Below are 17,810 nucleotides of genomic sequence, written 5' to 3'. Positions count from 1 at the left end.
TTATTATTAGGTTTTAGCTGTTTTTATCAAAAACATGTTTAAGCGCGTCAACCGTATCACTCAATGTCACTTTTCGTGCAAACGATACAACACCATTAGTGCCCTGTCCTCTGTCAAAAATTGTATAGTATTGAGAGATCAGCGGAAGACCGAGGATGCTTTGATTCGGCCAGTGTTTTAATGGGAATATTTTAAAGGACGCTTGGTTAAATGTGGGGGCGTGCTCCTGCCAGTAGGCTTCAGGTGGTAGCGAGAGTAAAACATCTTCACCCTCATCGCCTTCAAGAACAAACGTTAGTTCAGGCCATTGTGCCAAATCTAGCTTTTCCAAGTCTATTCCTTGCTCCTCTAAAGAGAAAGCAGCGAAGGGCTCAAGCAATGTTTTCGCGTTATCAACACAGGAAAAAATCTGCTCGATCACTTCGTTATACAAAGATTCTGGCAAACCAATCACCGTTGCTCCTGAATCTACTATCGCATTTGAACACCAGCGTGCTTCGTCCGATTTATCCAAAGCTGGCGCTTTAATGCCTTCGTTTTCTCCACATTTTACGGCTTTTAACGTGACGTTATAATACTTATCGTGGAGTACCTTCACAGACCTAATAGGAGGAGCGTATAAGTCTCGATGAAAAATAGGCTCACCTATTACAAAAAGGCCATGATTTTTTCTATGTGCAAGCGCAGCGCGAAGACAATTTCCATCTACGTTATAGACGCTTGAGCGATGTAGCCAAAAAGCGAATTTATCGGCGTTAATTTGACGCTGCTCTAACTCAGAAAAGTAGCTAGGGAGTGTGGTCGCAACGTAATCAGCTGTCTTTAGGTTAATAATTGCTGACTCGTTAGGCTCGGCCAACGCTTTTTCAAAAATCGCTTGCTCGCTCATTTCACACGTAATTTTGTCAGTGCAACGATAGGCGTGATTTAGCGGTTGATAAGCTAACCCCATAATTCCGTCAGCTTTTTTAAAGCAAGATTCTTTTGTCTCTTGCGATTCTTTCGCTATTGCTACATAAGTTTGCGGCAACGAAATGCTGTGACCGAAAATGCCCAGGCGCACCGTGGTCTTAACAACAGGGCCATGCCAACTTCCTGCAGCATATTTAATTGATTGAGAGTAGTAGGTGAACCTCACATCACCATCACGTTCAACATGATAATGAATGTCGCCTAGCACTAAGGTTGAGCTTCCCGTATCTAAAATAAGATGAACGGTCTGCTGATGCGCGCCTATATGTGCTCTCACACAATAGCCGCCATCAGCGAAAGTATTGGTAATTGGCAAACGAAGAGAGCGAGTCACGTTGGCTACCTTAAATTAGCTATCGCTATAAACAGTCGGTCAAAACTACTTGTCTCTTAAAAGCTGACCATCATCCGCTTTTAACAACATCTGTTTGCTGTCTACTAAACACTTCTTCGCATAATCTCCGAACCACGCGCCGACCTTCATGAACTGTTCTACAAAGCCTTTTTTGTCGCCATTCTCAAGTAATGACAATGCAATCCCAAAACGTTCGTAAAAGCGACGTAGAAGTGCAAAGTTATCAGGGTTATTGAAAATAATATCGGCATAAAGTTGTGGTGACTGAGCGAATAACCTGCCTACCATTGCGAGTTCTAAACGATAAATAGGTGAGCTAAACATGGTGAGTGATTCCAGATTAGGATCTTCACCTTTTAAGTGTTGCCCGTACACAAACGTGTTGAAGTGACGCATTACCTGAATATAAACCATGGCTTGGTCATGTTCTTGCGCGCTGGAGTCGTGAATGGTAGCACCCCAAATTCGCATTTGCTCAATGAGCCAACTGTATTTCTCACTGCCACGTCCGTCGCACACTACCACTACCTGTTTAATCATGCCAGGCGCGTCAGGACCAAACATGGGGTGCAGTCCAACAACCGGACCATTGTGTGCGGCAAGCATCGCCTCAAGTGGCTTAGCTTTAATACTGGTTATATCTGCAAGCACGCAATCCTCTGGCAGCATAGTAAGCTTGCTAATCACGGCTTCGGTTAGATTAATAGGCACTGCAACAACAACCAGTGAAGCACAGCTTAATAACGATGTTGCTCTACCACTTTCCCAGTCGTCTTTTTCAACAACTGAAACGTTGTAATTACTTCGTTCGAACAAGCTCACAAACACACGGCCAAGTGCCCCTGCTCCACCAATTACAACAACGTTGTCGACATCAGGTTTCACACAGCGATATTTGTTGTTTTGCGTGTGATAAGACTCTCGCATTACTCGACGTAATAAGTCTTCGGTGAGATCGGGCGACACCCCAAGTGCTTCTGCCTGAGCACGGCGGGATGCGATCAACGCTCTTTCACGCTCTGGTACATAAACGGGCATACCAGCTTCAGCCTTAATTTGACCGACCTGGGTTGTAATTTGATTGCGTTTTGCGAGTAATTCGACAAGCTGGGTATCCAGCTCGTCGATACCTTCACGCAGCGTATCTAACTTTTTTAAGTGCTGCGATAAATCGGCCATTCTGTCTTATCCTTGAATCAAATGGCACGGGGCTTATTGGCAAATTTTTCTTGCCACTTTAGGCGTTGCTTGGATTTATGCCACCGTGCGCTTATTTTGGCGTAAGGGTAACACAGTTATTAACTTATCTCTGGTTTGAGATATTAAGTTCTCTGTTGTTTCCCAATCAATACATCCGTCTGTGATTGAAACACCATACTCAAGTTCTTCTGGCTTTTTACCTTCAGCTTTTTGATTACCCGGTTTCAAGTGACTTTCCAACATAACGCCAATGATAGACTGATTGCCTTCTAGAATTTGATTGACCACGTTCTGTGCAACCAATGGCTGACGGCGATAATCTTTTGAAGAGTTTGCATGGCTGCAATCTACTACTAAGCCCGCTGTTAAACCAGCATCCTGCAGCTCAATCTCGCACTCTGATACGCAAACCGAGTCGTAGTTAGGCTGCTTTCCACCGCGCAAAATAATGTGGCCATCTGGATTACCGCTGGTCCCGATAATACTTACCTGGCCTTGCTTATTGATTCCCATAAAGCGGTGACCCGATGCCGCCGATTTAAGGGCGTTTATGGCAATATCTAGGCTTCCATCTGTACCATTTTTGAATCCTACAGGCATAGACAGGCCGCTGGCCATTTCACGGTGGGTTTGCGATTCAGAGGTACGCGCACCGATAGCAGCCCAGCTAAATAGCTCAGCAAGATATTGTGGACTAATTGGATCCAGTGCTTCTGTTGCAACAGGCAGCTCTAATTCTGCAAGCCAAATTAACAACTCTCTTGCCTTACGAAGACCTGTTTCAATATCAAATGTACCGTCGATATGCGGGTCGTTAATTAAACCTTTCCAACCTGTTGTGGTACGCGGCTTTTCGAAGTACACACGCATAACGATAAATAGTGTGTCTTTGCATGATTCATGAAGCTCTTTAAGCTTAAGTGCGTACTCTTTCGCGGCTTCAACGTCGTGTATAGAACATGGTCCACACACTACAAGCAATCTATGGTCGCGACGATGAATGATATCTGAAACAATCTTTCTAGACTCAGAGATAGCCGCTAACGCTTTGTCTGACACAGGCAATTCAGCACTAAGCGCTTCAGGGGTTATAAGTACATCTTCGGTACTTACGTGAACATTATTTACGGTGTCCTTGATCATGGGAGCTCTCTTACTCTCTTAACTACAAATAAAAAACGAAAAATTAAACGCCAAAAGAGTGTGCAATCTGCATGTAAACTTTATTGTACAACCAGCTTTTTCTATATTTCTTTAACGTCATTGACTTTTTAGCAACTCAAGCGTAATAGCGCAAGTAATAACGAATAATACTTTAATCTAGGGTAGATTCGAAGCGAATGAGCATGACTGAATGGCAATAGTGCATAGGGATAGCACAATTTTTAATCGACAGTGAGGCTTGTTCCGAATTACCTCATTAGTCAAACGCTTTGTAGTGACATCCCGCCCTTACGTTTTTAAATGCTCCACGAATTTAATGGCGTAATTGACCAACATAAATAAGCTAAATTTCTCATTTATTGTCAGGATTTTGTATCATTGCGACACGGAATAATAATGAGAACACAATGCAAAATTTAGCCCTAACCTACACTGGCGACGTCGCCATTCTAACCATGCAAAATGGAGAGAACCGCCACAATCCTCTCTTCGCAAAGGAGATGCTTTCAGCGTTAAATACCATTAAAAGTAATGAAAGCTGTAAAGCGCTAGTGATCACATCAAATGATGAGAAATGCTTTAGTCTAGGTATAGACACAGACTGGCTAATGCCAGCAATGAAAGCAGCTCGCACTGAGGAAATAAAGCAATTTATGTACGGTATGGATGACGTGTTTAAAGCGCTGCTTCTGTTCCCTCTTCCCGTTATTGCTGCAATCAACGGACACGCCTTCGGAAACGGAGCAATTTTGGCGTGCGCTTGCGACTTCAGATTTATGCGCGCAGACAAAGGCTTCTTCTGTTTCCCTGAAGTAGATTTATCAATCCCCTTTCTGCCCGGTATGATTGAGTTTGTTAAAAAAGCGATGCCGTATTACAGATTTAATGAAATGAAGCTTTCCGGAAGGCGTGTATCTGGTAAAGAATTAGAGCAAGATCACGTGGTAGAAAAGGCGTACGATACACAAGAGAGCTTGATGGAAGGTGCGCTGAACTACGCTAAGACCTTTGATAAAAAGCGTGGCATTTTTGGCGAACACAAAAAGCGTCTACACAAACATATCATCCACACTATCGATAACGAGAACAAACCGTTAATAGAATCGCTATCACTCATGGCATAACAATAACCGGCGCTATGGTGAAGCGTCACTTAAGACGCTTCACCGATATTTGCTAATAAGTCTTTTCATGGGCATATCGATGTTGGACTCTACACTGTTAGTTAGGCCTTGGTGTTCTCTTCCTAAAAAGATCGACTTTAACCCCCCAATGCAACGATGCAATTCTCATTAAAACTGTTACAGAGATAGAACCTAAAATGCACCAAATGTAAGGGATGTCTAGGGCAAATAAGGCGGCGTAAGTGAGACCACCGGCAAAACATGCACTCGCGTAAACATCTCCACGCATAACGTAAGGTACTTCTCTGCAAACCACATCGCGCATCAAGCCCCCGAAGATACCGGTTGTCATACCCATCGTTAGGGCGACAATCATTCCGGTTCCACTAATAAGTGCTTTCTCGATGCCTATGACATTAAAAATAGCAAGCCCTATGGTGTCGATAAGTATAAAGTAAAAATTGGAAGGAGAAGGCATATAGCGAATGAATAAGACTGTCGCGAATATAGCTGAATAGGTTGCTAGTAGATACTCTGAGGTTTCTACCCAGAAAATAGGTTTTCCTAATAGGAGGTCTCTTAAAGTACCTCCGCCAAGGGCTGTCATCACGCCGACAACGACGATGCCAAACCCATTGATACTTTTGTCATGCCCCAGCAATGCTCCCGATACAGCAAAAAATGCGACGCCAACAACGCCTAACACGATAAAGTATTCTGTACTCATCCTTCTCTCTATTAAGAAACCTTAATGTTTGTATTAAAAAACAGATTGAATGGATCGAATTGCAGGCACAAAAAAGCCCGCTTAAAGCGGGCTTTTTCGAAGTTAACAATAACGCAAGGATTAGTAATCTTAGTTAAGCTTCTCTTTGATACGTGCAGATTTACCTGAACGCTCACGTAGATAGTAAAGCTTAGCACGACGAACCGCACCGCGACGTTTCACTTCAATTGAAGAAACTGCCGGGCTGTGTGTTTGGAACACACGCTCAACGCCTTCGCCGCTAGAAATTTTACGCACGGTAAAAGACGAGTGCAGACCACGGTTACGTTTAGCGATAACAACACCTTCATAAGCCTGAAGACGCTCTTTGTCACCTTCGGTAACGCGAACTTTAACAACTACTGTGTCACCTGGACCAAACGCAGGAACATCAGTCTTTAGCTGTGCTTCTTCGATTTTTTTGATGATATCTTGACTGACTTTGCTCATCATATCCTCTCGTCCTAGTTAACTGTCATCTTGCTGCAGTTGCGCTTGGAATAATTCAAGCAAACGCTGCTGCTCCTCAGTCAGAGCTAGGTGATTTAACAATTCAGGGCGACGCTGCCAGGTTCTACCTAATGATTGCATCAATCGCCACTGCCTAATTTTTTCATGGTCCCCACTTAACAACACGTCAGGTACCTTTTGACCATCGAGTATTTCGGGCCGCGTATAGTGCGGACAATCCAAAAGACCGTCAGTGAAAGAATCTTCAACTGCTGAGGCTTTATGCCCCAACACGCCAGGAACTAATCGAGCAACCGCGTCCATAAGGACCATTGCTGGCAGTTCACCGCCGCTTAACACGTAATCACCAATAGAGACTTCTTCATCTACATGGCTTTCGATTACTCGCTCGTCGATGCCTTCATATCGGCCGCAAATTAAAATTGTGCGGTCAATGTTAGCAAGGCGCTGTACGCCTGCTTGGTCAAGGGGTTTCCCTTGTGGTGATAAGTAGATCACCTTACTTTTTTCGCCACCAACTTTCTTGGCAGCTTGTATTGCGTCGGTTAGCGGTTTTACCATCATCAGCATACCGGGTCCGCCTCCGTAGGGGCGATCGTCTACTGTACGATGGCGATCATGTGTAAAGTCACGGGGGTTGAAGGTGTCAACCGATAACGTTCCAGACTTAACTGCTCGACCTATAACACCCTGTTGGGTAAAAGGGGCAAACATATCTGGAAACAGGCTAACAACGCCGAACCACTTTTCCGGTGTCACTTAAAACCCCGGGTCCCAGTCAACTTTAATGACCTTCGCTTCCTTATCCACCTCTTGTACGACTTCGTCGAATACAAAAGGTAATAGTCTTTCTTTTTGACCAAAAGCATCGCCTACATTCGCTTTAACGTGAATCACGTCGTTAGCACCTGTATTAAACACTTCTTTCACCACACCCAAGTCGTAACCTTGCGTTGTTACTACTTTCATGCCGGTGAGCTCACGCCAATAAACCCCTTCGTCGCCTAAATCAGGCAGCTGTGAAGCATTTATGTTGATATCCAAGTTTTTGATGCGCTCAGCATCATCTCGACTATCAACGCCCACAATTTTTGCAACGAGGCTTTTACCGTGCGGTCGCCACTGGTCAATTTGGTATTCCTTTTCATCGCCAAGAAACCATGGCGCGTAATCAAAAATACCTTCTGGCGTTTCTGTATAGCTGTTGATTTTGACCCAACCTTTAACACCGTACGGTGCGCCAATTTTGCCAACAATCACTTTGTCAGACGCTAGACTCATCTATACCACCAGTTAATAACAGCTTACGCTGCAGATTTTTTCGCTTCTTTTACCAAGCTAGAAACGCGATCTGATAAGCTCGCGCCTACACCAACCCAGTATTCAACACGCTCTAGATCTACGCGAAGACGTTCCGCTTGACCTTGTGCAGTTGGGTTGAAGAAACCGATGTTTTCAATGAAACGACCGTTTCTTGCACGACGGCTATCAGCCACCACTAGTTGATAAAATGGACGCTTTTTCGCGCCACCACGCTGTAAACGAATAGTAACCATAAATGCCTCAAACTCGTTGTAGCGTTACCGTTAACTTAAGCCTTCAACCAACGTCTAAAAATTAGACACCAATTAGAAGGCCGCCGAATTATACGGATATCACCACTCAATGCAAGTAAAAACCTGATTTATCCTTTGTTTAGTTCAATATCGCTCCCGTAAATAGGTGATGGCCTAAGAACGCAAATACACATGCATGATCTTTCGTAAATTTCTTTAAAATATCATCTGGTGGTGTATTGTTAACGTAGCACTAGGATTTAGTGTGGATAAAAAACTTAAGCCATATGCAGTTTAAAGGATGGCAGTTAACTGGATTTTAGTTTTTCTCTGGCGCATTTGTTAATCAAAGGCTTCAGTAAATGGATCACGAAGAAGGATTATTCGAATGAAATTATCATCACTCATACTCGCTACATCAATTGCTCCACTTTTCGCGTGTTCATCCGCTACAGATATGGTCACACAACAAGCAGAAGTCCAACCCAATGAAGCTCGTATAGACTTTTTCGCTAACCGCGGAGAAGCCTTTGACAATAAGCGAGAGTACGTAAAGTTGATGTGTTTTAACCAACGCCCTAACGGTGCGTTAGTTCTTCGGGATGTTGAGCCGGGAGAGCATGTTCTATTTGTTCAAGCCAGTGTCGTAAACACTGACCTGCCTGATGGTACCACTCGCGAGGCGATAGTTAGGCTAGATGTAAACTTAGAAGGCGGCAAGCGTTACTCGCTCAACCAATCTCGTGACCATCACGATATGAAAGTATGGCTCCAAGAAACGGATTCTGGCGTCCCTGTTTCTGACATCGTTACAACCCGTGTTGAATACCCAAAATCGGTGGGAGATTTACGCCTTGAACAATGCAAGGAAGGTACAGTTTAAAAGTACTTGCTTCTTTCAATAACGATTATAGATGACGCAGGGTTACACTTGCGTCGTTATAGTCGTAGGGAACGTTTTGCCACTGTGGCTTTTTAAGCGCTTGTAATTTTGTCTCTTCTGCCTCGGCAAATTTGTTTGATTTGAGTATTAAGCTGGGAAAGCCTTGGGCGCCTATACTACGCGCCATATGCATTTCTTCGTTTAATTTCTCAATTGTACTTTCACTATTGAGTGCTATTTCAAAGCGCTCGACATCAAGCCCTATTTCTTCAGCAAATGCTATCAAGGTATCAAAATCCGACGGGTTTTTCGCATTCAGGTAATACCCTTCTTGAATTGCCTTGATCATTGCCTTCTCTAATGCTTTTGCTTCATCGCTATCTCTAGCCTGCGCTTTTGCTGCAAGAACTGCTCGACATGAAGGATAGGTCGAACGACGAGGCTGACACTTTGTCCAAAAATCATAGTTGAATTGTGTTCCAGGCACACGATCTTGAATAGTTTGCCAATAGCCTGCAATAGTAAGTTTCATTTGTTCCGGCATAGGTAAATCACTATCCGGTGCGAGCCCGCCAAGCAAGTAGACAACCTCAATGTCGTTGGGTAACTCACGCTGTATTTGCTCCCAAGTAGGAACGAATGCCCAACACCAACTGCACATTGGATCATGAACATAATACAAAGTACGTGTTTCACTCATCGTTATTTTCCCGTTTTAACTATTTTGCTTTGCTTCTGCGACGTTAACTTTCATCCCAGCGTAAATACTGCCGCTGTAATCGCATTGCTTACGTCCAATGTACATGCTTTGCCGTATAATCCAAATAATGAATTTTAATAAGCGTAGCGAAATCAACGCTATGAATTAGTTATGCGCATGAAGAGGTAATTTTGACAACACCACTCGCTAGTGTATCAACCAAACAAGTCTTACAGTGGATTGGCTCACATTTACTTCGCTACAAAGCGCGCGTTGTAGGTGCAGTTATAGCACTTTTCACGGCCGCAGTTGCATGGCTTTTACTTGGGCAAGGCATTAAGTACGCTATCGACAGCGGCTTCATAGAAAACGCAGCGGATACGTTAAACAAAGCCACAGTATTAGTGCTAGCCATTACTATCGTGGCCTGTTTAGCGACATATGCGCGCTTTTACTTAATGACTTGGCTTGGCGAGCGCGTTAGTGCTGATATCAGAAACCAGGTATATGCGCACTTGCTGTCTCTTCCGCCTTCATTTTTTGCGGAACTTAGAACTGGTGAGGTCATTTCTCGATTTACCAGCGACACTACAATTATCCAGACTGTAGTGGGAATGAGTTTGTCGATGACCCTTCGCTCGGTCGTGACTTTCGTTGGTGCACTGGCGCTTATGACGTTTTCTAGTCCCCTTCTTACCTTCTGTGTAATTGTTGCAGTACCCGCGGTGCTGGTTCCTATCAAGGTACTGGCGCCTCAAGTGCGCCGTTATGCCAAAGAAAGCCAGGACAAAGTGGCAGACTTGGGTGCACGAATTGATGAAAGTCTCCATGAAATTATGACCGTACAGGCCTATACCGCTGAAAATGCCGAACGAATGCATTTCTCTAAAAAGGTAGAGCTTGCCATGGACGTAGCTAAAAAGCGTATTCACTATCGCTCACTACTTATTGGCTGCATCATGTGTATCAGTATGACGGCCATCATCTTTATTGCTTGGGTGGGGGCAAGACAAGTATTAGACGGCACTATGACCGTAGGTGAACTCTCCGCTTTCCTTTTCTATGCCGTAATGGCTGGCGGCAGTGTGGCCACAATCAGCGAAGTCATTGGTGAAGTACAGCGAGGTGTTGGTGCAAGTGAGCGTTTGTACGAGCTATTTACCACTGAGCCTTCTATTCGATCTTTGAATGGTGACACAGCTGAAGCCTCTGCTTCTTCAACGTACTCAGCATTAAAAGGAGCAAGCGCTAAACCGATAATCTCCAAAGCGGCACCAAAAATAGAATTGGAAAATGTCAGCTTTGCTTACCCCAACAGCAAACCTTTGTTTGATAATTTAAACATTAACATTCAAGCAGGAGAACGTCTTGCTCTGGTAGGAGCAAGTGGCGCAGGCAAAACAACGCTATTTCAATTATTAATGCGCTTCTACGACCCAAGTGCCGGACAAATACTGTTCAATGGTGCGCCAATCAACAAAATGCCTGTAGACGTTCTGCGCCAACATATTGCGATAGTTACCCAAGAGCCCGTGGTCTTTGCTGATACCGTGTTTGAAAACATTCGCTACGGCAGCCCACATGCAAGTGACGACGCCGTGATAAATGCAGCGAAGCAGGCATTTGCCCACGAATTTATCGATAACCTAGATGAGCGCTACAACACACAGTTAGGCGAACGAGGCGTAAAACTTTCTGGCGGTCAAAAACAACGTATTGCTATTGCTCGCGCTATTTTGGCCGACCGCCCAATTTTACTCCTCGATGAAGCGACGAGTGCGCTTGATGCGATGAGTGAGCGTATGGTTCAACAAGCGATAGATAGGTTAATGGTAGGCAAAACCAGCATTGTGATTGCTCACCGACTTGCGACAGTGCAGCACGCCGATCGCATATTAGTTATGGATAAAGGTCGGGTCGTAGGAAGCGGCGACCATGCATCGTTAATGAAAAGCGATACCCTGTACAGGGAATACGCCGAACTGCAATTGCTTAGCTGAACCGCCTGTGGTGCTATACGGTACAAACAACGAGGTCGACCAATCGACTACAAAACATACGTTTTGGTAATACAAAAATAAAGGGCCAGCAGCTTTTTCTGCACAGGTTCCAATAACGCTACGGGTTTAAAATGAAAAATTCATTCTATGGTGCAATGAAGACATGGACAGGTCTTTGCGCTCTTTTTTTAATGATGGTGCCAACTGCAAATGCGCAGTTTATGGGAGACAGGCAAGCAAAGCTTGTAGTAACCAAGCCCATTGAATTTATGAACGAAACGCGAAAAGTGGAAGCAGTAGGTAGTGCTGAAGCCGTTCGTTCAATTGTGTTGTATCCTGCCGTCGCTGATGAAGTAACAGAAATTAACTTTGTCCCTGGGCAAACAGTAGAAAAAGGAAAGGTGCTTGTTCGTCTTGATGATAGACGTCAGCAAACGGCATTAAAACGCGCCAAACTCACTTTGGAAGACGCACAGCGCACCGTAGAACGATTAGCATCAAGCTATAAGCAAGGCGCTGTGCCGGTCAGTGAATTGGACTTAGCACGCACTCAACGTGACCTTGCAGAAGTTGCATTGGAAGAAGCTCAAGCCGATTTACAAGACAGACACATCGTAGCGCCTTTTGACGGTGTTGTGGGCATAACTGACGTTGAAGTAGGCGATCGCATTAACGAGCAGACTGTGATCACTACACTGGATAACAGAAGCAAACTCTTTATTAACTTCAGAGCGCCTGAAGCAGCATTGCCCGTTTTACTGAATGCGCCAAACGTAACGCTTGAGCCATGGAGTGACAGAGAGAAACTAGTAAGAGCCGAAATAGCTCAGGTTGATTCTCGTATCAATGAGGCAGATAGAACGCTTCGCGCTAGAGCATTACTCGACAACTCTTCTGATCAATTTCGCCCTGGCATGAGCTTTCGGGTTAATTTAAGCATTGAAGGCGATCGCTTTGCCGCGATTCCAGAAGCCGCACTTTTGTGGGGAGCTACTGGCGCTTACATATGGCTTGCCGAAGACGGTAAGGCTAAACGTGTTGACGTGAGTGTTCATCAGCGTCTTAGAGGAACTATCCTTGTTTCGGGCGACATTGAAGAAGGTGACACACTAATTTCTGAAGGTGTACAACGCTTACGTACCGGACAAGAGATTACTACCGAACTGGCCGGAGGGCCTCAAGGTGAGTGATGCAAACCTATCTTCGTCAGTTAGCGACTTACCATCGCTATCTATTCGACGCCCGGTTCTTATTGTTGTACTAAATCTACTTATTGCTATCGCTGGGTTTGCTGCATTGAGCGGTCTTGAAGTGCGCGAACTGCCCGATGTAGATACACCTCAGGTAACCGTTACAGCAGAATTTCCCGGCGCATCTCCTGAAACAGTAGATGCCGAAGTAACTGGTCGCCTTGAAGGTGCGGTTGCGCGTGTGAGTGGCGTCAAAGACATCTATGCGCAAAGTGAAGAAAACTCGGCTCGTGTTCGGGTTGAGTTTCGCCCCGGCGTTAACTTGGAAGACGCGGCTAACGAAGTACGTGAGTCGGTCAGTCGAATTCAGCGACAGCTTCCGGAAGATGTCGAACAAGTATCGATCATTCGGGCCGACAGCGACGCTCAGGCGGTCGTAAGCCTTGCTATTTCAAGTGATACCTTGGACATGGAGACGCTCACCGAACGTGTCGACACCGATGTAGCACCATTGTTTTTAAGCATTCCTGGCGTTGCCGACGTTATGTTAGATGGAGAAAGAGAGCGTGTGCTGCGCGTTTCTGTGGATCCTCTACGATTAACCAGTTTTGGCCTATCGATGAGTGACATTGCTAATGCACTATCGCTTGCGCCTTTTGATGTACCCGCTGGCAGTATTCAATCTGCCGAACAAGCGTTAATCGTGCGAGCTGATGCAACTTCGGTATCGGCAGAAGATGTGGGTAACATTGTTGTAAGCGGTGACATTCGCATTAATGATGTTGCCAGTGTGTACTTCGGCCCTGCCGACACCACCAGCGTAGTTCGTTTGGATGGAACGCCAGTCATAGGCGTTGGCGTAATACGTCAAGCAAGCTCTAATACTATTGAGATTTCAGATGAAGTGCTGGCCATGGTCGCAGACCTCGACAAGCGTTTTACTGATATGCATATCGTAGTAACGTCCGATGATGCAGAGTTTATCCGCGACTCGGTTAAAGAAGTGGTCGTCTCTCTCAGCCTGACCGTGGCGTTAGTGGTGGTCACACTCTTAGTGTTTATTGGTTCATGGCGTGCCACCATCGTCCCAGCCCTGTCGATACCCGTTTCGCTAGCGGGTGCACTGGCTATTATTTGGGGCATGGGCTTTTCCATTAATATTCTTACCCTCCTCGCTCTTGTATTGGCCACGGGCATGATAGTAGACGACGCTATTGTGGTTTCTGAAAATATACAGCGTCGTAGAAGTATGGGCCTAGGTGCCCGTGCGGCTGCCGTGGTGGGCACACGAGAAGTATTCTTCGCAGTAGTAGCAACAACCGCTGTACTCGCCTCAGTATTTATTCCCATCGCATTCCTTCCTTCTACTGCAGGGCTTTTATTCAGGGAGTTTGGAGGCGTATTAGCTGGCGCTGTTATAATCTCATCTTTCGTCGCCCTTTCCTTGGTTCCTGCACTTACCGCCCGACTTAAAGTGAAAGAAGCGAAAGAAAGCGGTTTGTTTAGCAATACCTTTGGCCGTTTTGGCAACGCTTGTTTGCGCCTGTATCAGGCGTCATTACTAAAAGCGCTCAAATATGGCTGGGTAGTTGGTGTGTTAAGCGTAGCAGCAGGCGGTGGCGCTTATATTTTATCGCAAAATATCGATAATGAATTACTGCCAAGCGAAGACAGAGGCACAATTCGTATTTTTGCACGAGGTCCAGACGGTGCTGGCCTAAACTTTATGGACAGACAAGCTGAAAAGATGGAAGAACTGCTGCTTCCCTATGTGGATAACGGCACCATAGACTCCATTTACACGGTAGTCGGTTCGTGGGATCCCAACATCGTCTTTATCACAGCGCCTTTGAAGCATTGGGATGACCGAGACAAATCTCTGCAAGAAGTAGTAAATGAAATACGCCCTAAGCTTCAGCAAATTCCTGGTGCGCCAGGCAGTGCCTTCGGCGGCAATAGTTTGAACCTTCGCGGTCAAAGCGGCGGGCTTGAAATAGCTTTAACTGGCGACACTTATGAAAACATTTTCGAAGCTTCACAAGCATTCTCTCGTCAGATTGAAGATGCACTACCTGAACTAGGTAGACCGAGAATCAGCTACGACCCTACCCAACCTCAGATGAGAGTAAATATTGACAGACGCCGTGCTGAAGAACTGGGCGTGCCGCTTACCGATATAGCAAGTACCCTGCGCGCCGCAGTGAACGGCGATGATATCGCAGATTTGAATGTGGGCGACCAATCTATCCCTATCATGCTGCAAACTAATAATCGCAGTACATTAGATCCATCTGAGCTTACTAGCTTATATGTGAAAAGTACTGACGGAAACTTGGTGCCTCTTTCTAGCGTAGCTTTCATCAGTGAAGAAGGTGTTGCCGCTGAATTAGAGCGTCAGGCACAGCGCCGCGCAATTAAGCTGGAAATGGAATTGCCCGAAGACGTAGCGCTTAGTAATGTAGTAGAGAATATTCGCAATCTAGCGGCAGAATCATTACCGAACGGTATCGGACTTGTGTTTCTTGGCGAAGCACAAACTTACGAAGAAACGTCTAAGCAAGTAGCGCTTACCTATGTGTTGGCTTTTGTTATTGTACTGCTTGTATTGGCTGCGCAGTTTGAAAGTGTTAACAGTGCGGTTGTGGTTATGCTTACCGTTCCTTTTGGTATTGCAGCCGCGGTCTATGCTCTGTTTTTAACCGGCACCAGCATTAATATTTACTCGCAAATTGGCTTGGTAATGTTGATAGGCCTTCTCGCCAAAAACGCGATTCTTTTGATTGAATTTGCCGACCAGCTTCGCGATAAGGGTTATGATATTTACGATGCTATCGTTGAGGCTGGTAGAGTGCGATTACGCCCGATTATGATGACGCTGGTTTCAACTATCCTAGGTGGCCTGCCGCTCATTCTGTCCACAGGCGCTGGCGCAGAAGCTCGTAATGCTATTGGCTGGGTCGTATTTGGTGGATTGGGTATAGCCGTGGTATTTACTCTATACCTCACGCCAGTGTTATATCTCGCTCTTGCCCGCTTCACCAAGCCTCGTGCAGACGAAAGTGCTAAACTTGAAAGGGAAATGGAAGAAGCGAACGCACAGCATTCCTAGGATTTACCCGCTTAAGTAGGCGCTATGCCTATTTAAGCGGCACCTAAACGGCGACTGTGCGCTAGGTTTGCTTTGAGAATTAAGAGAGACGCCCAAGCTACGTGTGTTGTAACAACAAGTGTTACTACCCGCGTTGAGGCTTGGGCGTTTTTTTATTAAAAAACGGCTGATGCTAGAGCTTTCAAATGGATTAAGAACCTACTGCCCTAGTAGGTTTTACAGAACGCTTTGACTTTGGCTTTACCTGTAAAGGCGAGTAGTTGATCGACCATTCTATCAAAGTAAGGGTTGTAGGTTAGCCTTGCATACACCTTGTCTTTCTTATTAGTTGCTAACTCTTCATCAACGTTATCGGGCTCAAATCCCCACGGCCCATACCACACTTCTTCGCCCGCTTTGCAGCGCGCTTCAGCGTCACTACCTTGACCGTTATCACATATGCGAAAGTCACTCGAAGTACCATATAGCGGGTTCTTATCTGAAAAAAGTGTACTCATATGGGAGGCTGCGCTAATCCGCTGCTCCGGAACCTTCATGGTTTGCATGACGAGTGTATTTTCAGGTACATCGGGTTCACCCTCACCCTGCCACAATAAACACTTGTGTGGATGAGTAAAATTATCTCTAAACTGTTCAGCTACTTTTTTTGTGTCAACCACACTGTCTTTTTCTGCCACCACCATAAGCACAGGTAAATTCAACGCACGCTTTTCTTTTTCCGATTTAGAGAATAAATCTTGAAGCACATTTACGCTTTCTTGATAGGCAGCGAACCCTGGCATTGCAGTGGAGTTATAGCGGCTTGGGTTATCTTCTTCTTCAACATTAGGCCAGGGAAATAATGAGTCAATATAAGGCGCTAACCGGGACACAAAGAAGCGTGATTTAAAGGCTGGTGAAAAATGCATTAGCCCTTTTATATCAAGCTCTTCAGCCATCGAAAAACTCGCTATTGTGGTTAAATTAGCGCCTGTCGAAAAGCCACCAATGTAGAGGTTGTCTACTTCTTCGGAAAATAGTCGTATGTGATGATTAGTTTCTGTCTGCCACTGCTGATAGCTAACATTTAACATGTCTCCGGGTTTCGAGCCGTGTCCCGGCAACAAGATGGTTCTAACGTGAATGCCCTCACTGCACATGGCGTTGGCGACATCACGAAAAAAGTAAGGTGAATCGCCTAATCCATGAACTAACAAGACGCCAATATTGCGGTATTGTGTGCCGCATTCAAATGGCATATTCATGGACATTTCTTGTGCTTTGTCGTCAGAAATAAATGCCCTATGTTCAAGCAAGTAACGTTCAACTTCATTTAGGTAATTATCGAAAGGCTGCACACCAACCGGGAAGGCCTGTGCACTGGCGCTAAACTGAGAACTGTGCGACGAATGGCAGCCGCTCAATAAGAACAGCGCGAGAGAAGCAGCACATGCGTGTGCTGCTTTAACGGTAAAATTTGGCATTGTTAACGTTTAGGTCTGTGGCAATAAAAAAGCGATTATTGCAGTGTATCTTTACCCGAAACTAAAGCTTTGGCGAGTAATTTATGGGTAAGTAATGATAGAAGTTCGGTTTCTTCCTCGCTTCGCTCGCCATCAACGCCTGTGATCGCCATCGCCACTTCTAGTGTTTTCTCAGCATCAAACGACAAGTCATGTTTTAAGCTGCGTAAAAACGTAATGGCATCACCGGTGTCAATGGCCTTTCGGGTTTGGTAGATAGTATCGTTAAGAAATGCTTCGCGGCAGATTGGACTTTGCCAGTCTAAAGACTCGACCATTGCATTCAGGTAGTCTTGTTCAGACAGCGTGACCATTCCATCGACTTGATAAAGTAAAACTGAAAGCTTGATAAGGGCTTGGTTAAAACTTTGTTGTTCTGATAATTGCATAACACTCTTCCTCTTCGTACTGTACGCGGCAGTACCACAACATGCTCTGCATCCTAGCAGTAGCGATAATTTTCAGTGTCTACATTGCGCTATTAAACATCGAAAACACTTTAGCCGCTGATTAACTGCAATAGGACCTGTAAACCTTTACTTTGGTTCCAAGGCTTAACTGGACCAACAATGTAGACCGCAGAATTGACGGTAACATTACGCAGCGATGAAGCTTTTAGTTCACAATGTTAAATAAGTGTAAACACCTATTGCATTATAGGTGTTTTTTGACAGGTTCCAAGTGTCATACATCTCAAAATCTTGTGTGATGATGATGTAAACATGGGTTAAAAAAGGCAGTAGCTTATGTTTAGATTTGAACAACTAACGTTGTAAGAAAGTCTGGCACCCCCTTAATAAACGTGGGCCAGACTTACC

16 protein-coding genes are annotated in these 17,810 nt (G+C 45.1%); 5 read left to right on the top strand and 11 right to left on the bottom strand.

Going from position 1 to position 17,810, the window contains the following annotated elements; all coding sequences use genetic code 11:
• Positions 1-13: 13 nt before the first annotated feature.
• The 3 genes from MASE_RS05905 to MASE_RS05895 all read right to left on the bottom strand — a co-directional run bounded on the left by MASE_RS05905 (position 14) and on the right by MASE_RS05895 (position 3,670).
• Positions 14-1,306 (bottom strand): pepsin-like aspartic protease, encoded by a 1,293-nt coding sequence (locus MASE_RS05905; RefSeq protein WP_014948840.1) that lies wholly within the window; start codon positions 1,304-1,306, stop codon positions 14-16.
• A gap of 45 nt (positions 1,307-1,351) precedes the next feature.
• Positions 1,352-2,506 carry a bifunctional chorismate mutase/prephenate dehydrogenase gene (gene tyrA / locus MASE_RS05900; RefSeq protein ID WP_014948839.1) on the bottom strand — a complete coding sequence of 385 codons (1,155 nt, stop codon included), beginning with the start codon at positions 2,504-2,506 and terminating at the stop codon, positions 1,352-1,354.
• A gap of 75 nt (positions 2,507-2,581) precedes the next feature.
• Positions 2,582-3,670 carry a 3-deoxy-7-phosphoheptulonate synthase gene (locus tag MASE_RS05895; protein WP_014948838.1) on the bottom strand — a complete coding sequence of 363 codons (1,089 nt, stop codon included), beginning with the start codon at positions 3,668-3,670 and terminating at the stop codon, positions 2,582-2,584.
• 428 nt (positions 3,671-4,098) lie between these two features.
• Here MASE_RS05895 and MASE_RS05890 point away from each other — a divergent pair, with 428 nt between their 5' ends.
• Positions 4,099-4,815 (top strand): enoyl-CoA hydratase/isomerase family protein, encoded by a 717-nt coding sequence (locus MASE_RS05890; protein WP_014948837.1) that lies wholly within the window; start codon positions 4,099-4,101, stop codon positions 4,813-4,815.
• Between the two features lie 97 nt (positions 4,816-4,912).
• Here the strand turns inward: MASE_RS05890 and MASE_RS05885 are convergent, their stop codons facing one another.
• From MASE_RS05885 to rpsP, 5 genes are all read right to left on the bottom strand, one after another.
• On the bottom strand, positions 4,913-5,542 hold the full coding sequence (locus MASE_RS05885) for a trimeric intracellular cation channel family protein (protein WP_014948836.1): 630 nt from the start codon (positions 5,540-5,542) through the stop codon (positions 4,913-4,915).
• 129 nt (positions 5,543-5,671) lie between these two features.
• On the bottom strand, positions 5,672-6,031 hold the full coding sequence (gene rplS / locus MASE_RS05880; RefSeq protein WP_024015986.1) for a 50S ribosomal protein L19: 360 nt from the start codon (positions 6,029-6,031) through the stop codon (positions 5,672-5,674).
• A gap of 18 nt (positions 6,032-6,049) precedes the next feature.
• Entirely contained in the window at positions 6,050-6,811 is a 762-nt protein-coding gene (gene trmD / locus MASE_RS05875) for a tRNA (guanosine(37)-N1)-methyltransferase TrmD (RefSeq protein WP_014948834.1), read from the bottom strand.
• Positions 6,812-7,333 carry a ribosome maturation factor RimM gene (rimM, locus tag MASE_RS05870; protein WP_014948833.1) on the bottom strand — a complete coding sequence of 174 codons (522 nt, stop codon included), beginning with the start codon at positions 7,331-7,333 and terminating at the stop codon, positions 6,812-6,814.
• Positions 7,334-7,356: 23 nt separating this feature from the next.
• Positions 7,357-7,608, bottom strand: a complete 252-nt coding sequence (gene rpsP, locus MASE_RS05865) for a 30S ribosomal protein S16 (protein ID WP_014948832.1) — start codon at positions 7,606-7,608, stop codon at positions 7,357-7,359.
• Positions 7,609-7,996: 388 nt separating this feature from the next.
• Between rpsP and MASE_RS05860 the strand changes: the two genes are divergently transcribed.
• Positions 7,997-8,491 (top strand): hypothetical protein, encoded by a 495-nt coding sequence (locus tag MASE_RS05860; protein ID WP_014948831.1) that lies wholly within the window; start codon positions 7,997-7,999, stop codon positions 8,489-8,491.
• A 25-nt stretch (positions 8,492-8,516) separates the two neighbouring features.
• On the opposite strand, the gene MASE_RS05855 is transcribed toward MASE_RS05860, so the two are convergent.
• The gene (locus MASE_RS05855) at positions 8,517-9,191 is read right to left on the bottom strand and encodes a DsbA family protein (RefSeq protein ID WP_014948830.1); all 675 of its coding nucleotides are present in this window, start codon (positions 9,189-9,191) and stop codon (positions 8,517-8,519) included.
• A gap of 191 nt (positions 9,192-9,382) precedes the next feature.
• Here MASE_RS05855 and MASE_RS05850 point away from each other — a divergent pair, with 191 nt between their 5' ends.
• The 3 genes from MASE_RS05850 (at position 9,383) to MASE_RS05840 (ending at position 15,490) form a co-directional block, all read left to right on the top strand.
• On the top strand, positions 9,383-11,191 hold the full coding sequence (locus MASE_RS05850; RefSeq protein ID WP_014948829.1) for an ABC transporter transmembrane domain-containing protein: 1,809 nt from the start codon (positions 9,383-9,385) through the stop codon (positions 11,189-11,191).
• Positions 11,192-11,322: 131 nt separating this feature from the next.
• Positions 11,323-12,381 (top strand): efflux RND transporter periplasmic adaptor subunit, encoded by a 1,059-nt coding sequence (locus MASE_RS05845; RefSeq protein WP_014948828.1) that lies wholly within the window; start codon positions 11,323-11,325, stop codon positions 12,379-12,381.
• Positions 12,374-15,490: an efflux RND transporter permease subunit gene (locus MASE_RS05840; RefSeq protein WP_014948827.1), complete on the top strand. Its 3,117-nt coding sequence runs from the start codon at positions 12,374-12,376 to the stop codon at positions 15,488-15,490. The genes MASE_RS05845 and MASE_RS05840 overlap by 8 nt, the downstream gene beginning before the upstream one ends.
• Before the next feature lie 206 nt (positions 15,491-15,696).
• Here the strand turns inward: MASE_RS05840 and MASE_RS05835 are convergent, their stop codons facing one another.
• Together MASE_RS05835 and MASE_RS05830 are read right to left on the bottom strand one after the other, a co-directional pair.
• Complete coding sequence (locus tag MASE_RS05835) at positions 15,697-16,953, bottom strand: alpha/beta hydrolase (RefSeq protein WP_014948826.1); 1,257 nt, start codon at positions 16,951-16,953, stop codon at positions 15,697-15,699.
• A gap of 35 nt (positions 16,954-16,988) precedes the next feature.
• Positions 16,989-17,381: a TerB family tellurite resistance protein gene (locus MASE_RS05830; RefSeq protein WP_014948825.1), complete on the bottom strand. Its 393-nt coding sequence runs from the start codon at positions 17,379-17,381 to the stop codon at positions 16,989-16,991.
• Between the last annotated feature and the right edge of the window lie 429 nt (positions 17,382-17,810).

This window comes from Alteromonas macleodii ATCC 27126, assembly GCF_000172635.2.
In the GTDB taxonomy this organism is placed as follows: domain Bacteria; phylum Pseudomonadota; class Gammaproteobacteria; order Enterobacterales; family Alteromonadaceae; genus Alteromonas; species Alteromonas macleodii.
This window is presented reverse-complemented; position numbering and strand designations above follow the sequence as displayed.

Excerpts from the sequence above, each read along its gene's own strand:
- tyrA (WP_014948839.1), bottom strand. The coding sequence starts at position 2,506 with ATGGCCGATTTATCGCAGCACTTAAAAAAGTTAGATACGCTGCGTGAA.
- MASE_RS05895 (WP_014948838.1), bottom strand. The coding sequence starts at position 3,670 with ATGATCAAGGACACCGTAAATAATGTTCACGTAAGTACCGAAGATGTA.
- MASE_RS05890 (WP_014948837.1), top strand. The coding sequence starts at position 4,099 with ATGCAAAATTTAGCCCTAACCTACACTGGCGACGTCGCCATTCTAACC.
- MASE_RS05885 (WP_014948836.1), bottom strand. The coding sequence starts at position 5,542 with ATGAGTACAGAATACTTTATCGTGTTAGGCGTTGTTGGCGTCGCATTT.
- rplS (WP_024015986.1), bottom strand. The coding sequence starts at position 6,031 with ATGAGCAAAGTCAGTCAAGATATCATCAAAAAAATCGAAGAAGCACAG.
- rimM (WP_014948833.1), bottom strand. The coding sequence starts at position 7,333 with ATGAGTCTAGCGTCTGACAAAGTGATTGTTGGCAAAATTGGCGCACCG.
- rpsP (WP_014948832.1), bottom strand. The coding sequence starts at position 7,608 with ATGGTTACTATTCGTTTACAGCGTGGTGGCGCGAAAAAGCGTCCATTT.
- MASE_RS05860 (WP_014948831.1), top strand. The coding sequence starts at position 7,997 with ATGAAATTATCATCACTCATACTCGCTACATCAATTGCTCCACTTTTC.
- MASE_RS05855 (WP_014948830.1), bottom strand. The coding sequence starts at position 9,191 with ATGAGTGAAACACGTACTTTGTATTATGTTCATGATCCAATGTGCAGT.
- MASE_RS05845 (WP_014948828.1), top strand. The coding sequence starts at position 11,323 with ATGAAAAATTCATTCTATGGTGCAATGAAGACATGGACAGGTCTTTGC.
- MASE_RS05835 (WP_014948826.1), bottom strand. The coding sequence starts at position 16,953 with ATGCCAAATTTTACCGTTAAAGCAGCACACGCATGTGCTGCTTCTCTC.
- MASE_RS05830 (WP_014948825.1), bottom strand. The coding sequence starts at position 17,381 with ATGCAATTATCAGAACAACAAAGTTTTAACCAAGCCCTTATCAAGCTT.